This is a genomic window from Polaromonas sp., from assembly GCF_012927485.1.
Lineage (GTDB): Bacteria > Pseudomonadota > Gammaproteobacteria > Burkholderiales > Burkholderiaceae_C > Polaromonas.
The window spans coordinates 42,394-61,651 of the sequence record NZ_JABBPC010000024.1 but is presented as its reverse complement, the minus strand read 5'-3'; the positions used below and the strand labels follow the sequence as shown (position 1 = coordinate 61,651).

The following is a 19,258-nucleotide window of genomic DNA, read 5'->3' as shown; positions in this document are numbered from 1 at the left end:
TCTCATCGAGGCTTGTCCCCATGTACCCAACCGCAACCTCTGATCTGTCCCCTGCTGCCCTCACCGCGCTCATGGCCGGCTGGAAGCAGACCGACCGGCTACTGCGCCTGCACACCCCCTTGGGCCCCGATGTCTTGTTGGCCGAAACCCTCAAAGGCATCGAATGCCTGAGCGGTCAGGAAGCCAGCATTACCGGCTTCAAACTCCAGCTCGACTGCCTCAGCCTGGACGCCCATCTGGCGCTTAAAACCCTCATCGGCCAGAGCGTGCTGCTGGAGCTGATGACCGATCAGAGCCGCAGCGTGCTACGTGCCTTTCACGGCCACGTCACCGCAGTGAGCTGCGTCGGTGCCAATGGGGCCAATGGCGGCAATGGCGGCATTGGCGGCATGGCCCGCTACCGCCTGACCATCGAACCCTGGCTGCGCTTTCTGGGCGTCGGGCGCGACAGCGCCGTGTTCCAGGACATGAGCGTGCTCGACATCGTGCAAGCCATCTTCAGCGACTACCAAAGCAGCTACCAGGGCAACGGCAAACTCGTCCCCGCCTGGCGCCTGGATATTCTGGACGCCAGCGTCTACCCCCAACGCAGCCTTACCACCCAATACCAGGAAAGCGATTTGGCCTTTATCGAGCGCCTGCTGGCCGAAGAAGGCCTGTTTTACTGGTTTGAACACAGCGGCGACCCCCATAGCGCCAGCCGGGGCGCCCACACCCTGGTGATCGCCGACCACAACGCCGCCTTCCAGCCCAACGCCCGCTCAAGCGTGCGCTTCAGCCAAAGCCGCAGCACCATCGAAGACGACACCATTGACCGCTGGTGCCCGCAAGCGCAGTGGCACACCCACGCCGTAGAGATCGCCAGCTGGGACTACCGCACCCTGAGCACCCGCCCGGTAAGCGAACATGCCCCCGCGGTCGCCAATACCCCGGCCCTCATCAGCCAGGACACCCCCGGCGCCTACGCCTACGAGAACGCCGCCCAGGGCCAGCGCCTGGCGCTCAACCACCTGCAAGCCCTGAGCGTGTCCGGCCACACCGTCAGCGCCGCCGGCAGCGTACGCGCCTTCTGCCCAGGCAGCACCTTCACGCTCAGTGAGCATGCCAGCCACGACGGCAGCAACAGTCAACGCGACAGTTTCATCGTGCTGCGCGTCATTCACCACGCCCACAATAACCTCAGCGCCGAGCTCAAGACCCAGGCCTCCTTCCTGCCCAAGTCAGCCGCCAGCCCCCTGGACACGTGCCTGAACAGGTATGAATTAAATAGCCAGCGCAGCCCGAACGGACAGCAAGACCTCTTCTACCGCAACGCCCTGGCCGTGCTGCCCCTGGCCGAGCCCTACCGCGCCGCCCTGGCGGACGGCTGCGGCCAGCTGATTCACCCCAAGCCCACGGCACCCGGCAGCCAGACCGCCCTGGTGATTGGCGTGCCGGGCCAGGCGCTCAGCACCGAGCGCGACCACCGCATCAAAGTGCAGTTTGCCTGGCAGCGCGGGACCAACAGCCAAAGCCGCCTGGCCCATCCCGCCCCCGAAGGTCACAGCGGCGCCCCCGCAGCCGATGCACCCGGCGCCACCAGCGGCGCCAGCGGCACTAGCGGGACCAGCGGCACCACCGGAACCTGGGTGCGGGTGGCCACCGCCCTGGCACCGATTGCCGGCGCCAACTGGGGCGCGGTCGCCCTGCCGCGCATAGGACAAGAGGTGCTGGTCACCTTTCTGGACGGCGACATCGACCGCCCGGTGGTGATGGGGGCGCTCTACAACGGACGCGGCCAGGACAACGCCCAGAGCAACCAGGTCGCTGCCGGAGCCGCCAACGCCACCGGCAATGCCCCGATGTGGTTTCCCGGCGACCAGGCCGCTCAAGGGGCGGGCGGCGCTTTGCCCGGCCACGCCCACAACGCCGTACTGTCGGGCATCAAGACCCAGGCTTTGAGCGCCAGCCAGAGCGGCGCTGGCGGCTACAACCAGCTCGTCTTTGACGACACCCCCGGGCAAAGCCGGCTCGGTCTGCACACCCACAGCGCACCCGAGAGCCACAGCGGCGCCAGTGAATTGAACCTGGGCGCCCTGCGCCAGCAAAGCGACAACCAGCGCCTTGCGCCCACCGGCTTTGGTCTGGAGCTCAAGACCCAGCACAGCGGAGCCGTGCGCGCCGGCGCCGGGCTGCTGCTCAGTGCCGATGCTAGACGCGGCAACGACAGCGGCGCGGCCAGCGCCCAGCTCGACAGCAAAGAGGCGCAAGAGCAATTGCAAAGCGCGCACGAGCTCTTGAGCAGTCTGAGTCAGACCGCGCAAGCCCATAAAGCGATGCTGCCGGTGCTGCAAGGCAGCGAGGCCAAACCCAAAGACCTGCCCGCGATTGCGCAGCTGCAGCACAACCTTGAAGTCATTCAGGCCCAGGCCAGTGATCAGGGCGGCAACACCAGCACCAGCACCAGCACCGCCTACAGCGAGCCGGTGCTGGTGCTGAGCGCGCCGGCCGGCATCGCCTTGCTGACCCCGCAAAGCGCCAGCCTGAACGCCGGACAAACCAGTAGCCTGAGTGCCGCTCAGGACATCAATCTCTTGGCGCAGGGCCATGCCGGGCAGAGTGTGAAGGGCGGCATCAGCCTTTTTACCTACGGCAAGGCCAGCGCCCCGCACAAGCCCAATACAGAGACCGGCATCCGGCTGCATGCGGCCAGCGGCAAGGTGAGCAGTCAGAGCCAGAGCAGCAAGACGCAAATCACCGCCGACAAGGCCGTCACCATCGCCAGCACGACCGAGGCCGTCAGCATTCAGGCGAAAGAGCACGTGCTGCTGACCGCGCAGGGGGCGTATATCAAGATGGCGGGCGGCAACATTGAGGTGCACGCGCCGGGGATGGTGAAGCTCCTGGGGTCGATGAAGAGTTTTGTTTCGGGAATGAGCAGCAGCATTGTTCCGCCCAATTTTCCCAGTGCAAAACTGGCCCCCAACCAGCTCGTGATCGAACGCCTCTATCACGACAGGGAAGCTCTTGCGGGCGCCCCCTTTGTAGCGACGTTCCTGGATGGCAGTACCCGAAAAGGTGTGCTCGATGGCGCGGGACGTGCCGCCTTGGATGCTGTGCCAGCCGGTGCTGCGCAAGTGCGTTTCGGCGCCATGCCCGGCAGCTATGAGCGCAAAGACGCCAGTCCCATGCCCGGCTACAAACCCGCGCCCGGCAAAAGTGACATGGACACGCTCATGGATAAGTATGCGGCGCCAGCCACCGGAGCAGGCGCATGAGCGGCGCCGCGACAGCCAGCGCGCCTGGAGGCTTGTCAGCCAAAGAATTCAGTCTCATGGCGACAGAGGTCGGTCAATGGATTTGGGGCACCGCACAAGGCGCCTTCAATGAAAAACTGACCATGGGGCAAATCATGACCGATGCCGTCATCGGCATGATTCCTCTGGTCGGTGATGCCACCGCCGCACGCGACTTGATTGCCGTCAGCACCGGTTTGGCGACCCATCCCGAAAAGCGCACCCACACCATGGAATGGGTGCTGTTGGTGATCTTCATCTTTGCGCTTATTCCGGTGCTCGGCGGCGTCATCAAGGGTGTCGGCCGTATCGCGCTGCGCGTGACTGAAGAGGCCGCGAAGGACAGTGTGGCCGTGGCCAAAATAGCCGATGAAACCATTGCGTTCCTCAACCGCATCGGTCACAAAAATGCCGAGGCCTGGTTCAAGTCGCTGGACGTTCTGAAATATCAGAGCGAAATTCTCGCCAAATTCAGAGGCTTTTGCGACACGGTTATTTTCGTCCTTAACAGTTATGTGCTGCGTTTTAGAAGCGTCTTGCCGCAAAGTCTGATCGCACGCGCCGAGCAGTTGGTGCAGGGGTTCAAGCAGATCAAGACGCTGGCCGGCGAGATGATTCCCCAGGCGCTCAAAGACCTGCACGACCGGCTGGAGTATCTGAAAAAGGCGGTGCATGCAGGCGGCGTGCCCCCCGTCGACAAGACCCGGACCCTGCTGGCGCAAACCGGGCAAAAGACGGTGAGCTATGCCGAAGAAGCCCGACTGGTTGAAAGCGGCGCGACCAAGAAGCTTAAGCATGCGGGGGAGTATGCACAGAATGTGTCAAGCACGCTTGACAAAAGCGCCATCAAAAAAGTTTATCAGCGTGAAGCAGGGTTTCCGGACCTTTTGAACCGTGCCGATCCCCAGAAGCTCTACTACCCACACATCGCAGCCGCCTCTGGCCCGATCAAGAATGAAATGCTTTCAGGCGAGACCTTGTTTCGGGCTTTCGGGTTAAAGGGGGTGACCCATGGTGTGAAGGTCGGCGAATCAAAAGCTATTGGCTTTTGGTGGGGGCGCGGAACGGCACCCAGAACGGCCGAAGAATGGCGGCAAAAATACGCAGTGCTCGATGAGTTCAACCGCAACGGCTGGCTGGCCGTGGTGCATATCCCGCCCGGCCATAAAGTCCCCGCTTGCACCAGCACCGTGTCTGAGCAATTTAGTAAAGACATTGCAGGCCAGTTTTTAAAAGGCGGCGGCAAGCAGGCGGCGATCGAGGCTTTGTTCGAGAAAGAAATCATGGCCGAATCAACCCGCCTTTTTAAAAAAGGCGGCGGCAAAGCCACCCTCTCCAATGGGGTTGAAATTGAAGTCAAGCAAAGCGGCTGGAAAGGCATCAACGGCAAGATCGGCTACGGTGAGATCGTGATTCCCGGTGCCTCGGTGACCGAACGCCTGGGGGTGACCGAGATTCAAACCAAAGCGGTCACACAGACCTTGCAAGGTGCAGCCAAACAACAACGCAGCAAATAGGAACACGCCATGGGATTACTCGACATCTTTAAAAGCAAATGGTCGGCGGGCAAGATGACCGAAGGCGACCGCAAGAAATTGTTCTGGTACTTGAAGCGCAAAGCCAGCCACACCGCCTGGAAACGAGAGGCCGATGCGTTTGATAGCTTTGCTGGCGTGTTTGAAAAACAGGTGCGAGAAGAGCCGATTGCAAAAGCTGGCCCCTACTCATATGAGGATATGAATTGGGAGGAGCTCTATCCTGAAATCCTGAAATGCCAAGTTCTCTATGAAAAAGCACTGGCCCAGCTCAAGCAGGGTGACCGCTCGGTCTGGCTGTACAACGAGCGCGGGCTGATGGACGATGCCTCGACCATTTCAGGACATTGGTACACGGAACTGGTGAATCATGGTCAGCAAGGTGATCATTTTCCTGACGGCAAGTACGTTGAGGAAATGACAGCGGCGATAAAGGAATATTCTCTGGCAGCTCGCGATACGGCGGGCGTCCTGCAACCGATGATGGCCGACACGTCAGCCCCATATTTTTGGGGCGAAAGCATGGAGTGCATTCTCAATAATGAGCTGTATCCCAAGGAATTTGATCCGGCTTTCTTTGTTACCCCGCATAAATTGGCGTCTTACATCCAGTACCCTGACCCTCTACCTGAAGTCCCCGTAGCCGACAGCGAAATCTTGATTCCGACCGGCCAGAACACCCCCGTCTTTGGCATCTACGAGCCGCAAGTCAAAGATGGTTGCATGAACTACCTGCTGCAAGACGTGCCCGCACCGTTCGGTCGGGATTTGTCTGGCGACAACAAGCGCGTCACCTGGAAACTCATCTGGGAAGACACCCGCTACCTCGACAGCGAAATTCCTGCTGAAGAACACCTCTATTTTCCACCGGAGCCCAACAGCGCCCAGGTGCAACAGGACGCGCCAGTGAACGATTTGCTTTCTGCCGCTACCGGCCAGCCTTGTCCTAAAGAAGGCCGTTGGTCGGTCATGGACGATCTGCAGGGCACGCTGGAACTTCATCAAGGCGAGCGCATGCCGAAACACAATGGCCGGGACGTGACTTGGGTGTGGGTGGAATAAGGCAGGCCGGGGCAACAAGGGCAGAAGGCCTGCACTTGTTTATGAAATCAGTCGCTGGTTTCCTGGACATATGTGCAAGAGGTCATTGAATAAATGGCCAATGGTTGCATCGCCCATGTCTCCAACCGCCACTCTGTCCCATGGCGTTGAGATTGAAGTCAAGCAAAGCGGCTGGAAAGGCATTAACGGCAAGATCGGCTACGGTGAGACCGCGATTCCCGGTGCCTCGGTGACCGAACGCCTGGGGGTGACCGAGATTCAAATCAAAGCGGCGAGACAACAACGCAGCAAATAGGAACGCGCCATGGGGTTACTCGACCTCATTAAAAGCAAATGGTCGATGGCAAGATGAGTGAAGCCAACCGCAAGAAATTTTTTGGTACTGAAGCGAAAAATCAGCCACACCGCCTGGAAACGGGAAACGGAGGTGCACGCCATCAGCCAAATTTGTCGCTTTGAATCGCCCGTTAACTGGCGATTTAAAGCCAGTAACAAATCTTGACGGTATCATCAGCTAATTCCTCGCCCCAAGACTTACGGAATTTAGATTGGTCTGGTAATGGGCGCGGGGTTGGGGTCTACATTCGGGTTACCCGCAGCTGGTTGCATTTACAGCACTTCAAGTCCATTACCTTCCATTGCAACTTCCGTGCGAGGGGTTTTGCCCGCTTCGCCAAGTCCTGAGGCGCGCTCCGATCAAACACCGATCAGGGGGCGTTACCACTAGGGCCGCCAATGGACTATCCCGCAATCCGGCACGAGGCCGAAGGCTGAAAGCCCCTATTTTATGGGCGACACTATGCTGTCAACGCCGAAAAAATCTATATTCTTGATGCACAACAAGGACACTTTGCGCCCGCTTGGATAGCATCTAATCGTGGCACTTTTACCAACCTTACATGGAAAACGATGGATAAATCTTTTCGGACCGACCCGGCCGTGATGGCGGGTGTTGGCCCGGCAGCGGCAGTCGCCACATTACAGGCACTTTCCCGCGATTCAGGCCTGCGGCCCTTGCAGCTCGGTGGCAAGGAGCTGATTCCCGTTGTGCAGGGCGGGATGGGCTTGGGTGTGTCTGCGGGCGGTCTGGCGGGTGCCGTGGCCTGTACGGGGGGCATGGGCACGGTTTCTTCCGTCGACCTGCGGCGTTTGCATCCGGACCTGATGGCCCAAACTGGCCACTTAAACAAAGAACCAGAGGCCGCCCAACTGATCGACGCGGCCAACCTCGAAGCGCTGGATCGGGAAATTCGCCGCGCCCGCAAACTCGCGCAAGGTCGGGGGCTGATTGCCGTCAACGTGATGAAGGCACTAAGCGCCTACGGCGCCTTGGTGCGCCAGGCACTCGTCAGTGGTGCCGATGCGTTGGTGGTGGGCGCTGGCCTGCCGCTTGATCTGCCTGAGCTGGCGCGCGAGCACCCCGGCACGGCACTGATTCCTATTTTGTCTGACGCCCGAGGCGTGCAATTACTCGTCCGCAGGTGGGAAAAAAGAGGTCGCCTGCCTGATGCCATCGTGATTGAGCATCCACGTCTGGCGGGAGGCCACCTGGGTGCCGCCAAAGTGGCGGATCTGCAGGACACCCGCTTCGACTTTGAGGTCGTCATCCCGCAGGTGCTGGCGTTTTTTAAAAGCGCGGGCATCGAGCGTGAGATTCCACTGATAGCCGCTGGCGGTATCAGCTCTCGGGAAGACATCCTGCGGCTGCAGGCGCTGGGTGCCTCGGCGGTCCAATTGGGCACGGCTTTTGCCGTCACGCAGGAGTGCGATGCAGACGCCTCATTCAAACGGGTGCTGGCCGAAGCAAAGCCGGAAGACATCGTGGAGTTTGTTAGCGTAGCCGGCTTGCCCGCGCGCGCGGTGCGTACGCCCTGGCTGGATAAATATCTCCGCCTGGAGGCCAAGCTCAAAGCGGTGGCGCACGTCAAAGCCAAGTGCAACATGTCGTTCGATTGCCTGGCGCACTGTGGTTTGCGTGATGGCGAGGCCAGCATGGGCCAGTTCTGCATCGATCAGCAGCTGGGCCATGCCTTTGACGGCGACACGCGCAAAGGCCTCTTTTTCCGCGGTGCCGGCCGTCTCCCATTTGGCGATCAAATTCGAACGGTGCAAGAATTAATGCAATGGTTGCTAGGCGGCATTCGCCCGGTAGCCCTATCAATGGAGTCTGCATGATGAAGCGTGATAGCTTTAAACGGCCGCAAGACGTGACGGCCACCCAGCCCATTAGCCACGATGTGCTGAAAGAAAAATACCTTAAACCCGGCGAAAGTGGCGTGGAAGACCTGTACCGCCGTGTGGCGCGGGCACTGGCTTCGGTCGAGGTCGAAGCAGAACGGGCGAAGTACGAGGCGCTGTTCCTGGAAAACCTGCACGCCGGCGCTATTGGCGCGGGTCGCATCATGAGTGCGGCGGGCACCTTGATCCAGGCCACCCTGATCAATTGCTTCGTGCAACCGGTCGGCGACTGCATTCAGGGCATGGATGACGGCGGCTATCCCGGCATTTACGAGGCCTTGCGCGAGGCGGCCGAAACGATGCGGCGCGGCGGCGGCGTGGGCTATGATTTCTCGCGCATTCGTCCACGCGGCGCCGAAGTGAAGGCGACGGCGTCCATGGCGTCCGGGCCGTGCAGCTACATCAACGTGTTTGACCAGTCCTGCTCCACAGTGGAAAGCGCAGGCGCCCGACGCGGTGCACAAATGGGCGTCCTGCGCATTGACCACCCCGACGTGCTTGAGTTCATCACTGCCAAGCGCACCCCGGGCCGCTGGAACAACTTCAATGTGTCGGTGGGTATGCCCGACTCGTTCATGCAAGCGCTCAACGACGACCTTCCATGGGAGTTGGTGCACCGCGCAAAACCGGGTGCCGCGCTGATCGCGAAGGGGGCTTTCCAGCGTGCCGACGACTTATGGGTCTATCAGACTTTGGCCGCGCGCGAACTGTGGGATACCGTCATGCGTTCGGCCTACGACTTCGCAGAGCCCGGCATTCTGTTTCTCGACCACATCAACGAGGACAACAACCTGCGCTATTGCGAGTCCATCGCTGCAACCAATCCTTGTGGCGAGCAGCCACTGCCGCCCTATGGTTGCTGCGACCTCGGCCCCATCATTCTGACGCGCTTTGTCCAGCACCCGTTCGGCTTTGATGGCGTGGCGGCGTTTGACTTCGAGGCGTTCGCGAAGTCCGTGGCGACCCAGGTGCGCGCACTCGACAACGTGCTGGAAGTGACCTTCTGGCCGCTGCCGCAACAACAGGCCGAGGCCGCCGCCAAGCGCCGTATCGGCGTGGGTTTCACCGGCATGGGCAACGCGCTGGCCATGCTTTGCATGCGCTATGACGCGCCCGAAGGCCGCGAAATGGCGACACGGATTGCCGTGTGCATGCGTGATGCGGCTTACACCGCTTCGGTGACGCTGGCGAAGGAAAAGGGCGCCTTTCCGAAGTTCGAAGCCGACGGCTATCTGGCGCCCGGCACTTTTGCCAGTCGCCTTCCACTGGAACTGCAGCAAGCCATCCGCGAGCAGGGCATCCGCAATAGCCACCTGCTGTCGATTGCGCCCACGGGCACCGTCAGCCTGGCGTTTGCCGACAACGCGTCCAACGGTATTGAACCGTCGTTTTCGTGGGTGTACCGGCGCAAGAAACGTGAATCCGACGGCAGTACGACCGAGTATGCCGTGGAGGATCACGCCTGGCGCCTGTACCGCGAATTGGGAGGGGACGTGGAGGCGCTACCCGACTATTTCGTCTCGGCACTCGATATGTCAGCGTCCAGTCACATCGCCATGATGGAAGCCGTGCAGCCCTTTGTGGATACCGCGATCTCCAAGACCGTGAACGTGCCCGCCGACTATCCTTATGACGACTTCAGTGGTCTTTATCAGCAGGCCTGGCGCGCGCGGCTCAAGGGCCTGGCTACCTACCGGCCGAATGCCATTTTGGGATCCGTGTTGGACCTAGGCCCGGTCCAAGCTGAGGCGGTTTCCCCGTCAGTCGTACCGGCTGCAGACCCGATGCGCACCGTCATTGAGAGCCGGCCTAAAGGCGCACTTTCGGCGGTGGCGGAAAAGGTCGATTACTGGACCCAGGAAGGACACAAGACGCTGTACCTCGTGGTGTCCTTCCTGCCGGTGTCGGGCGCCGAGGGCGCGGCCACCTTGGACCGTGCCATCGAGTTCTTCATGCCCGTGGGCCAAAGTGGCGAGTCGCAGCAATGGATCACCTCCAGTATGCGGCTGTTGTCGCTGGCAGCACGCGGAGGATTTTTGGAGCGCGCATTAAGCGACATGCGCAAGGTGGACTGGGACCGCGGCCCCGTGCGCCTGGGAACGCACCAAAAAGCAGATGGCAGGCAGGTGCCGATGTGGCATGACTCCGAGGTCGCGGCGATCGCTTTCGCCATTCAGAACATACTGGCGCGCCGCGCTGGTCATCAGGAGCAGGATGCGCCGCCGCTGAATCAGGAAAATGCGCCGGTCGCCGCCATGCCGCCTGTCATGGCGGGCAAGAAATGTACCGAGTGCGGTGCCCATGCCGTGATTCGCAAGGATGGCTGCGACTACTGCACGCAATGTGGCCACTTGTGAACCTGCGGATGAAACTGCAGCCGGCGATTCATTTTCGAATCTCCAAAGGCAAGACTTCCGCCGAGGATCGAGCGAACTTAGACCGTCGCTGGCGGGTCCGTTTTTTGTTGCTCGCACCGCATCGGCTGGGTTTTTTTCTGGCGCTGGTGGTGCTGGTGACTTCCGGGGCTTGGTGGGCGCTGGTGCAATTTGACCGCGTCAGCGGAGAGTTGGCGTTGCCCTACGCGCTTTCGCCCTCGCTGGTGCATGCCGCCGTCATGACGTTTGGCTTCATCCCGTTGTTCTTTTCGGGCTTTCTGTTCACAGCCGGCCCTAAATGGCTCGGTGTGCCGTCCCTTCAAGCCAGGCAGCTGGTGATGCCGTTACTGTTGCAGGCAAGCGGGTGGCTGCTGTGGGTGGTCGGTTCGCACCTCTACTTGTCCCTGGCCCTTGCGGCGCTCTTTATGGGCGAGATCGGCTTGACCTGGATAACGGTGCTGTTTTGGCGGCTCATCAGGCTTAGCCAGGCCGAAGACCGCCTGCATGCCCTGACCATCGGCGTGGCGTGCGTGGTGGGCTGCTTGAGCCTTGGTGGCCTGTTGCTGAGTTTGATGCTGGACGCGCCAGCCGTGGCCCGGGCCTGTGTGCTGACCGGTCTTTGGGGTTTTGTGCTGGTTGTGTTCGTTACGGTGGCGCATCGAATGATCCCGTTTTTTACTTCCAGCGCCATGCCCCTGATCACCGTGTGGCGCCCGTTTTGGGCACTCGGGCTGATGCTTGCCGCGGCGGCCGCAGAAGTTGGCGCCGTCTGGGTGGAGTTGAATGGTCCACTGCAAGGCGCAGCAGGCGCGGCGTGGACGCTCGCTCGCGGCGTTTTTGAACTGTTGGCGGGGGGTGTGCTGGTATGGCTAGCGCTGGTCTGGGGATTGATGCAAAGCCTCAAGAACCGGCTGCTGGCCATGTTGCACATCGGTTTTCTCTGGTTCGGGTTGGCACTGGTGCTGGGCGGCATCTCGCAGTTGCTGGGTTTGGTACAGGGAACCCCGGTGCTGAGTCTGGGTGCCTTGCATGCGCTGACCATGGGAAGTTTGGCTTCGCTGATGTTCGCCATGGTCACGCGCGTATCCTGTGGTCACAGTGGGCGGGCACTGGTGGCCGACAATTTCATTTGGTCGTTGTTCTGGCTATTGCAGGCGACTACGCTGCTTCGTCTTACAGCGGCGTTGCAAAGCGGGGCTGCTGCCTGGCTGCTGCTGCTGGCGGCCTTGCTGTGGACCACTCTGATGGCCGTCTGGGCAGGGCGCCTGGCAGGCTGGTATGGGCGTCTGCGCGCCGACGGACGTGGCGGCTGACCCAAGCAAGCGTGATGCCCGCGATGACTTTCTTCGTCTTTCCCTTGACCGCGACGCGCAGGATCCGCCGATGACTGACAACGATCTGGCGCCCATGGTTGCGGCGTTGATGCAGTCGCGGCAAACCATTTTGCCGAAGCGCCTTGCAGCGCCCGGGCCCACGGCCGACGAGCTGGAATTGATTTTGTGCGCGGCTGCCACTGCGCCCGACCACGGCCAGCTTCTGCCCTGGCGCTTTGTACTGGTTCCTCAGGAGGCACGTGCCCGGCTGGCGGAGGTTTTTGGTGCGGCACTGCTTGAACGCGACGCTGCCGCCACCCCCGACCAAGTGGCGCAGGCGCGCGAAAAAGCGCACCGCTCCCCGTTGCTCATGCTCGTAGTGGTCGACAGCCGTCGAGGTGATGCCGAGATCGACCTGTATGAACGCATCGTTTCGACGGGTTGCGCGGTGCAAAATATGCTGCTCATGGCGACCGCGTTGGGCTATGGCTCAGCGCTGACCAGCGGCAAGGCCCTTAAATCCAGCGGCCTGCGCGCCCTATTTGGCGTGGCAGACGGCGAACATGCGCTGTGCTTCGTCAACATCGGCACCGTGCAGTCGCGTAAAAGCGAGCGTTTGCGGCCACTGCCAGCTGACTTCATGCGCACTCTTCCCACCTAAAACGATGTACGCTGCGATCTCTTTTACTGGATGCACTCATGGATATTTCGAGTTTTGATGATCTCCTTCAGGCTGCCCGGGCTCAGTCTGCTCCGCAGCGCCTGCTGTTTGTGTTCGCCGGCGTCGAGCTGCCCGAGGACAGCACCGCAGCCCAGCGCGAGCGCTTCGAGGCCGGTGAAGGCGGGGCGTTGGTGCCACTGATGTGCGTGGATAAACGCCCCGAGGAACTGGCGTCCTTTGCAGCGCTGGTGCAGGAGTCCAGTGAATTTGGGCATGTCTGGGGCATCGTATTTGCCGCCGCCTTGGCGGGCACTCCGAACCACGCCCCCAGCAGTGAAGAGGCCGAGGCGCCCCTGCAGCGCATGGTCGAAGCCATTAAGCGAGGCGAGCATGGCGCCTTTATTCCGTTTGACCCGCAGGGGAGAGCCATACAGTTCGGCTGACAGGCATGACTCGCCCCGAATCCCCTGGGCGGTTGGGCGGTTGGGCGGCCGGGATCCCATGCGCCGCCAGGGCGTAGCCCTGAGGACGTGGGCCCGTGATCAACAGTCCAGCCCACGCGGGGTGGAGCGCGTGAGGTGCGGCTACTCCTTGCCGCCGACCGAGCCGTAATTACGGGCAGAATAGAGGCATGAACGCGCCCAATCTTCAAAATGTAATGACGCCACCCAGCGACCTTAACGCTGACGGTGAGGGCAAAGTCCGCACTGGCCCCGCTGGAATTTCGCAGCTGATGAAAATCATGGGATCCAAGGCGAAAGTGGCTTCTGCCGAAGTAGCTAGAGCGGCCACTGCTATTAAAAACAGAGCGCTTCTTGAGTTGGCGTCCTTGCTCCGCCAGGAGGTTGCCAGCTTGCAGGCTGCCAACCAGATCGACCTCGACCGCGCGGCGGCAGCGGGGCTGGCTGGAGCCTTGCTGGACCGGCTCAAGCTGAGCCCCAAAGACATTGAAACCGTCGCTTTGGGCTGCGAGCAACTGGCCGCCATGCCTGACGTGATCGGTGACATCATCGGCATGAAAGAGCAGCCCAGCGGTATTCGCGTGGGGCAGATGCGCGTGCCGATCGGTGTTTTCGGCATGATTTACGAGAGCCGACCCAACGTCACGATTGAAGCGGCCTCGCTCGCCATCAAGAGCGGAAACGCCTGCATTTTGCGTGGCGGGTCGGAGGCCATCGAGTCCAATAAGGCGCTGGCGGCGCTGGTCCAGCGTGCCTTGAGCAATGCCGGGCTGCCTGCGGACGCGGTGCAATTGGTGCCCACCACCGACCGCGAAGCCGTGGGCCAACTCATCACCATGCCGCAGTATGTGGATGTCATCATTCCGCGCGGTGGCAAGGGCCTGATTGAGCGCGTCAGCCGCGACGCCAAGGTGCCCGTTATCAAGCACCTCGACGGAAACTGCCATGTTTATGTCGACGACCCGTGCGACCTCGCGATGGCGGTCAAGATCGCCGACAACGCTAAAACGCAAAAATACAGTCCTTGTAATGCCCTCGAAAGTTTATTGGTGGCGCGTGGAGTGGCGTCCGACTTTCTACCAAAAATCGGAGCTCTCTATGCGGCAAAGGGTGTCGAAATGCGTTGTGATGCCGAGGCGCAGGGCCTTCTGGCGATAGTGGCCGGTGAGCCCGGCGCTATTATCAAACCCGCCACCGAGCAAGACTGGTACGAGGAGTATCTGGCGCCCGTTATCAGCATCAAGGTCGTGACAGACGTTGATGAAGCTATTCGTCACATCAATCAATACTCCAGCCATCACACCGATGCCATCGTCACGCGGGATCACATGCACGCCCAGCGCTTCCTGCGTGAAGTGGATTCGGCCAGCGTGATGGTGAATGCGAGCACCCGCTTCGCGGACGGTTTCGAGTTTGGGCTAGGGGCGGAGATTGGTATCAGCACCGACAAGTTTCATGCCCGGGGGCCGGTCGGAATTGAGGGACTTACCTCGCTCAAGTACATAGTACTCGGCCAGGGGGAAGTGCGTACCTGAAGGTCGGCGCTTAATGGACAGCGCGCTTAGGCCGGCATAGACGCCATCGCGAGTCGTCTTGCAACCCGCCCGGTCGCCCCCACTTCTACATATCGGCTAAAAAAAGCTGAGTTTAATAACAATAGTTAATAGCAGTTCCTTATCGAAAGTGGCCGCATGGTTCCGCACCTCATTACCGCCTTGACCGGCCCTATCAATGAACTCGAACAACGTATTCTCGACACGACGCCGGCGATAGAGCGCTGGTTTCGCTTGGAGTGGATGGAGCACACGCCACCTTTTTACTGTTCGGTGGATATTCGCAACGCCGGTTTCAAGCTCGCGCCGGTCGATACCAATCTGTTTCCCGGCGGCTGGAACAACCTCGCGCCCGAGATGCTGCCGCTGGCCGTGCAGGCTGCCATGGCCGCCATCGAGAAGATCTGCCCCGAAGCCCGTAATTTGCTGGTGGTGCCCGAAAACCATACGCGGAACAGCTTCTATCTCTCGAATGTGTTGCAGTTGCAGCGGATTTTTCACCAAGCAGGCCTCAACGTTCGCTTTGGCTCGCTCAATGCCGAGATCAAGGAGCCCACTACGCTGAACTTGTCAACTGGCGAGAGTCTCACGATCGAGCCCTTGATCCGAACGGACCGGCGCCTGGGACTGAAGGACTTCGACCCGTGTACGATCTTGCTCAACAACGACCTGTCAGCCGGCATTCCCGGCATGCTGGAAGACCTCCATGAACAGTATTTGTTACCGCCGCTGCACGCAGGCTGGTCGGTGCGTCGCAAGTCCACCCATTTCAAGGCGTACGAAGAAGTTTCCAAGCGTTTTGGCAAGTTGCTTGGAATAGATCCTTGGCTCACCAATCCCTTGTTTGCGCAATGCGGGGAAGTCAACTTTGCCGAGGGGACGGGCATGGAGTGCCTGACCACCAACGTCGATGCCTTGCTTGCAAAGATCAAGCGCAAGTACAAGGAATACGGCATCAACGAAAAGCCGTTTGTCGTCGTCAAGGCCGACAACGGCACTTACGGCATGGGCATCATGACGGTGCGTGACGTAAAAGACTTGGCTGCGCTGAGCCGTAAGACCAAAAACAAGATGGGCACGATCAAGGATGGCCAGGCGCTGTCTGACGTCATCATCCAGGAAGGCGTTTTAACCAATGAACGGGTGAATGACGCCGTAGCCGAACCGGTCGTCTACATGATGGACCGTTATGTCGTCGGCGGGTTTTACAGAGTACATGCCGAACGCGGCGTGGACGAAAACTTGAACGCGCCCGGCGCCAGCTTCGTTCCGCTGGCCTTTGCCGACAGCGGTCGTCTGCCGCAGCGGGGCGAGAAACCCGGCTCCAGCAGTCCTAATCGCTTCTACATGTATGGTGTCATTGCCAGGCTGGCCATGCTGGCCGCCAGCTATGAGTTGGAGGCGACTGATCCGAACGCCGAGGTATACGACTGATCCAGAAGCCCTTAAAAGGGCTTTTTTTTATATCTAAATTAGCTGTAAAGCTTATGGCGTAGGTCTAAATAGCTATTTAAATAATAGCGATTGTCGGCAGATAGGCGCAGTAGATACGCGGCATATTTCCCCTGCACGGTCGTATAAGTTGTTGCATTGCAACAAAACCTTCATTTGTTGGGGGCTCGGGTGTTTGCCAAGTGGCAACTTGATCACCTCAAGGCAGAATAGCGCACCCGTAGATAACCGTTACGTCGGCTTTGGTCGTTCTTGGCCGAGTTTTCTTCGGGGTAATTGCCAAAGACAGGAAGTTTTGTGTCCAGTAAAAAATCATCACTTGCAGCGCTAACCCTGGGAGCGATCGGTGTCGTTTACGGCGACATCGGAACCAGCGTCCTGTATGCATTCAAAGAGGTTTTTGTGAGCGGACATGTTCCGATCACGCCAGCCAACATCCTGGGCGTGCTGTCCTTGTTTTTTTGGACCTTGACCGTTGTGGTCTCGATCAAATACGTCGTGCTGATCATGCGCGCTGATAACAACGGCGAAGGCGGGCTGATGGCCTTGTTGGCGCTGGCCTCGCAGTCGGTCAAGGACCAGCCGCGTTTGCGCCGTGCCCTCCTGATGATCGGCGTATTCGGCGTGGCACTATTTTTTGGCGATGGCATCATCACTCCGGCTATCTCGGTGCTGTCGGCGGTGGAGGGTCTCGAAATCGTGACTCCTGCGACCAAGCCCTATGTGGTATCGATCTCGTTGGTCGTATTGGTATTGTTGTTTGCGGTGCAGCGCCGAGGCACCGCAGACATCGGCAAGTTCTTTGGTCCGGTCACCGTCGTCTGGTTTTTCGCCATCGCCTTGACCGGGTTGATCCAGATTGTGCAGAATCCGCAGGTGCTGGCGGCTGTTCTGCCAGTCCATGCGCTGCGCTTTGCGACCGAGCACTACGCCCTGGCTTTCATCACATTGGGTGCTGTGTTTTTGTGCGTCACTGGTGCCGAGGCGCTGTATGCCGACATGGGCCATTTTGGGAAGCAGCCGATCCGCCTGGCGTGGTTTGGCCTGGTGATGCCGTCGCTGATGCTCAACTATTTTGGGCAAGGTGCACTGGTCTTGACTAATCCCGAAGCGGCAAAAAACCCGTTTTACCTGATGACCCCTGAATGGGCCCTGATCCCGATGGTGGTGCTGGCCACTGCGGCAACGGTGATTGCTTCGCAGGCACTGATCTCAGGCGCTTTTTCGGCGACCAAGCAGACCATTCAGCTGGGTTTCTTGCCGCGCCTGTCGATTCTTCATACGTCGGTTCGTGACACCGGGCAAATCTACGTCCCTGCGGTGAATTGGCTGCTGCTGGCGGGCGTCGTCGCGGCGGTCGGCTTGTTTGGCTCGTCCAGCGCACTGGCTGCCGCCTACGGAATTTCGGTGAGTCTGGTGATGGTCATCACGACGGTGCTCACCTTCTTTGTCGTCCGCTATGGTTGGGGCTACCCGCTGTGGTTGTGCATCGCGGCCAGCAGCTTCTTTTTGCTGGTTGACTTGGCGTTTTTTGCTTCCAACTCCCTCAAGATCGTGCAAGGGGGCTGGTTTCCGCTTGCGCTGGCGTTTGGGCTGTACGCGGTGATGGCCACCTGGAAACAAGGGCGTCAGCTCCTCAACGAAAAGATGCGCGCCGATGCCGTCGACCTACCGAGCTTTCTGGACGCCGTGTTTGTCAGCCCACCCGTGCGGGTAGGCGGCACCGCCGTCTTCATGACTGCCGAGCCAGGCATCGTCCCCAACGCGTTATTGCACAACCTCAAGCACAACAAGGTGCTGCACCAGCAAAATCTGTTTGTAACGGTACGCAACCACGAGGTACCCTGGATTGGTTTGAACAAGCGCATTGAAGTGGAATCGCTAGGCCACGACTGCTGGCAGGTCCAAGTTCACTACGGTTTCAAAAACGACTTGGACCTGCCCAAAGCCTTGCGGGAAATCAAGGGCCGGGGCTGCGAGCTGGAGCCAATGACGACCAGTTACTTTCTTTCGCGCGACACCGTGATTCCAACCATCGGCAGCGGGATGGCGCCTTGGCGTGAAAAGCTCTTTGCGCAGATGCATCACAACGCCAGCGGAGCGGCGGACTTCTTGAATCTGCCTAACAACTCGGTGGTGGAGTTGGGTAGCAAAATCGAGATTTAAGGCGGTTCAGGCGCTAGCCGATGCGCGCGGAAGCGAACGCCAGAACGGTCGCGCCGACAAAAAAGTATTCGTGACCCAGTTCGCTGGCCGGTGCGATCACGGCGTTTGTACAACAATACGGTGACGGCGCCAGGCGTTTTTACCCTCGCTGACAGCAGCCGCCACGACACTCACACCCCAAACAACCATGAACATTCTTTTTGTTGCAGATCCGCTTGAGTCTTTCAAAATCTACAAAGACACCACTTTTTCCATGATGCGTGAGGCGCAGCGACGCGGCCACCGCATCAGCGTCTGTGAGCCAGTCGGTATGAGCTGGAAAGCCGGCGCCAGGGTTACCGCGCAGGTGCGGCACATCACCCTCACCGGCCATGCCGAGGCCTGGTTTTCCGCCGATGCTGCGCGTCCCGATGGGCGCGTCACGTTAGCGGATTTCGACGCCGTGGTGATGCGCAAAGATCCGCCGTTTGACAGCGAGTATTTCTACAGCACGCATCTGCTGGAGCAAGCCGAGCGGGAAGGTGCCGCGGTCTTCAACAAGCCGCGCGCACTGCGCGATCACCCCGAGAAACTGGCCATCATGGAGTTTTCCCAGTTTATCGGCCCCACGCTGGTTACGCGCGACGCGGAAGAGATCAAGCGCTTTCACGCAGAGCACAAAGACATCATCCTCAAACCGCTCGACGGCATGGGCGGCATGGGGATTTTTCGGGTCAAGGACGACGGATTGAACCTTGGCAGCATTATCGAGACGCTGAATAAAGAGGGTGCGCAAAGCGTGATGGTGCAAAAGTTCCTCCCTGAAATTGTCTTGGGTGACAAGCGGGTGCTGGTGATCGGTGGCAAGCCAGTGCCCTACAGCTTGGCGCGCATTCCGCAAGGGAGCGAAGTGCGTGGCAATTTGGCCGCGGGCGGCTTGGGGGTCGCGCAACCTTTGTCGAAAAGGGATCTGGAAATTGCCGAAGCGGTCGGTCCTGTATTGGCCGCGCGTGGCCTGCTGTTGGCGGGCGTGGACGTGATCGGCGATTGCGTTACAGAGATCAACGTCACCAGTCCCACCTGCTTCCAGGAGATTTTTGACCAGACCGGTTTCGATGTCGCGGCCATGTTCATTAACGCACTGGAGCAGGCCGTTGCTGCGCGCTAAGTTGGCGGGTTCATGGCTTC

Annotated in this window: 13 protein-coding genes; all 13 read left to right on the top strand. The window is 59.9% G+C overall.

What is annotated here, in order from left to right; all coding sequences use genetic code 11:
- Window positions 1–20: 20 nt before the first annotated feature.
- The 13 genes from tssI to gshB all read left to right on the top strand — a co-directional run bounded on the left by tssI (window position 21) and on the right by gshB (window position 19,238).
- Window positions 21–3,257 (top strand): type VI secretion system Vgr family protein, encoded by a 3,237-nt coding sequence (gene tssI, locus HHJ16_RS09595; protein ID WP_293642425.1) that lies wholly within the window; start codon window positions 21–23, stop codon window positions 3,255–3,257.
- Window positions 3,254–4,792 carry a hypothetical protein gene (locus HHJ16_RS09590; RefSeq protein ID WP_293642424.1) on the top strand — a complete coding sequence of 513 codons (1,539 nt, stop codon included), beginning with the start codon at window positions 3,254–3,256 and terminating at the stop codon, window positions 4,790–4,792. Before tssI ends, HHJ16_RS09590 begins: the two co-directional genes overlap by 4 nt.
- A 9-nt stretch (window positions 4,793–4,801) precedes the next feature.
- On the top strand, window positions 4,802–5,872 hold the full coding sequence (locus tag HHJ16_RS09585; protein WP_293642423.1) for an Imm71 family immunity protein: 1,071 nt from the start codon (window positions 4,802–4,804) through the stop codon (window positions 5,870–5,872).
- Between the two features lie 115 nt (window positions 5,873–5,987).
- Complete coding sequence (locus HHJ16_RS09580; protein ID WP_293642422.1) at window positions 5,988–6,167, top strand: hypothetical protein; 180 nt, start codon at window positions 5,988–5,990, stop codon at window positions 6,165–6,167.
- Between the two features lie 614 nt (window positions 6,168–6,781).
- Window positions 6,782–8,047: a nitronate monooxygenase family protein gene (locus HHJ16_RS09575; RefSeq protein WP_293642421.1), complete on the top strand. Its 1,266-nt coding sequence runs from the start codon at window positions 6,782–6,784 to the stop codon at window positions 8,045–8,047.
- A complete protein-coding gene (locus HHJ16_RS09570) occupies window positions 8,047–10,467 on the top strand; it encodes an adenosylcobalamin-dependent ribonucleoside-diphosphate reductase (protein WP_293642419.1) in 2,421 nt (806 codons plus the stop codon). Before HHJ16_RS09575 ends, HHJ16_RS09570 begins: the two co-directional genes overlap by 1 nt.
- Window positions 10,468–10,475: 8 nt before the next feature.
- Window positions 10,476–11,798: an NnrS family protein gene (locus HHJ16_RS09565; protein WP_293642417.1), complete on the top strand. Its 1,323-nt coding sequence runs from the start codon at window positions 10,476–10,478 to the stop codon at window positions 11,796–11,798.
- Window positions 11,799–11,868: 70 nt separating this feature from the next.
- A complete protein-coding gene (locus HHJ16_RS09560; RefSeq protein WP_293642415.1) occupies window positions 11,869–12,459 on the top strand; it encodes a nitroreductase in 591 nt (196 codons plus the stop codon).
- A gap of 38 nt (window positions 12,460–12,497) precedes the next feature.
- A complete protein-coding gene (locus HHJ16_RS09555; RefSeq protein ID WP_293642413.1) occupies window positions 12,498–12,902 on the top strand; it encodes a ribonucleotide reductase subunit alpha in 405 nt (134 codons plus the stop codon).
- Between the two features lie 290 nt (window positions 12,903–13,192).
- Entirely contained in the window at window positions 13,193–14,455 is a 1,263-nt protein-coding gene (locus tag HHJ16_RS09550; protein ID WP_293642471.1) for a glutamate-5-semialdehyde dehydrogenase, read from the top strand.
- 156 nt (window positions 14,456–14,611) lie between these two features.
- The gene (gshA, locus tag HHJ16_RS09545) at window positions 14,612–15,907 is read left to right on the top strand and encodes a glutamate--cysteine ligase (RefSeq protein ID WP_293642411.1); all 1,296 of its coding nucleotides are present in this window, start codon (window positions 14,612–14,614) and stop codon (window positions 15,905–15,907) included.
- A gap of 315 nt (window positions 15,908–16,222) precedes the next feature.
- Window positions 16,223–18,091, top strand: coding sequence for a potassium transporter Kup (locus tag HHJ16_RS09540; protein ID WP_293642409.1), 1,869 nt, complete (start codon window positions 16,223–16,225; stop codon window positions 18,089–18,091).
- 187 nt (window positions 18,092–18,278) lie between these two features.
- The gene (gshB, locus tag HHJ16_RS09535; protein WP_293642408.1) at window positions 18,279–19,238 is read left to right on the top strand and encodes a glutathione synthase; all 960 of its coding nucleotides are present in this window, start codon (window positions 18,279–18,281) and stop codon (window positions 19,236–19,238) included.
- Window positions 19,239–19,258: the final 20 nt, after the last annotated feature.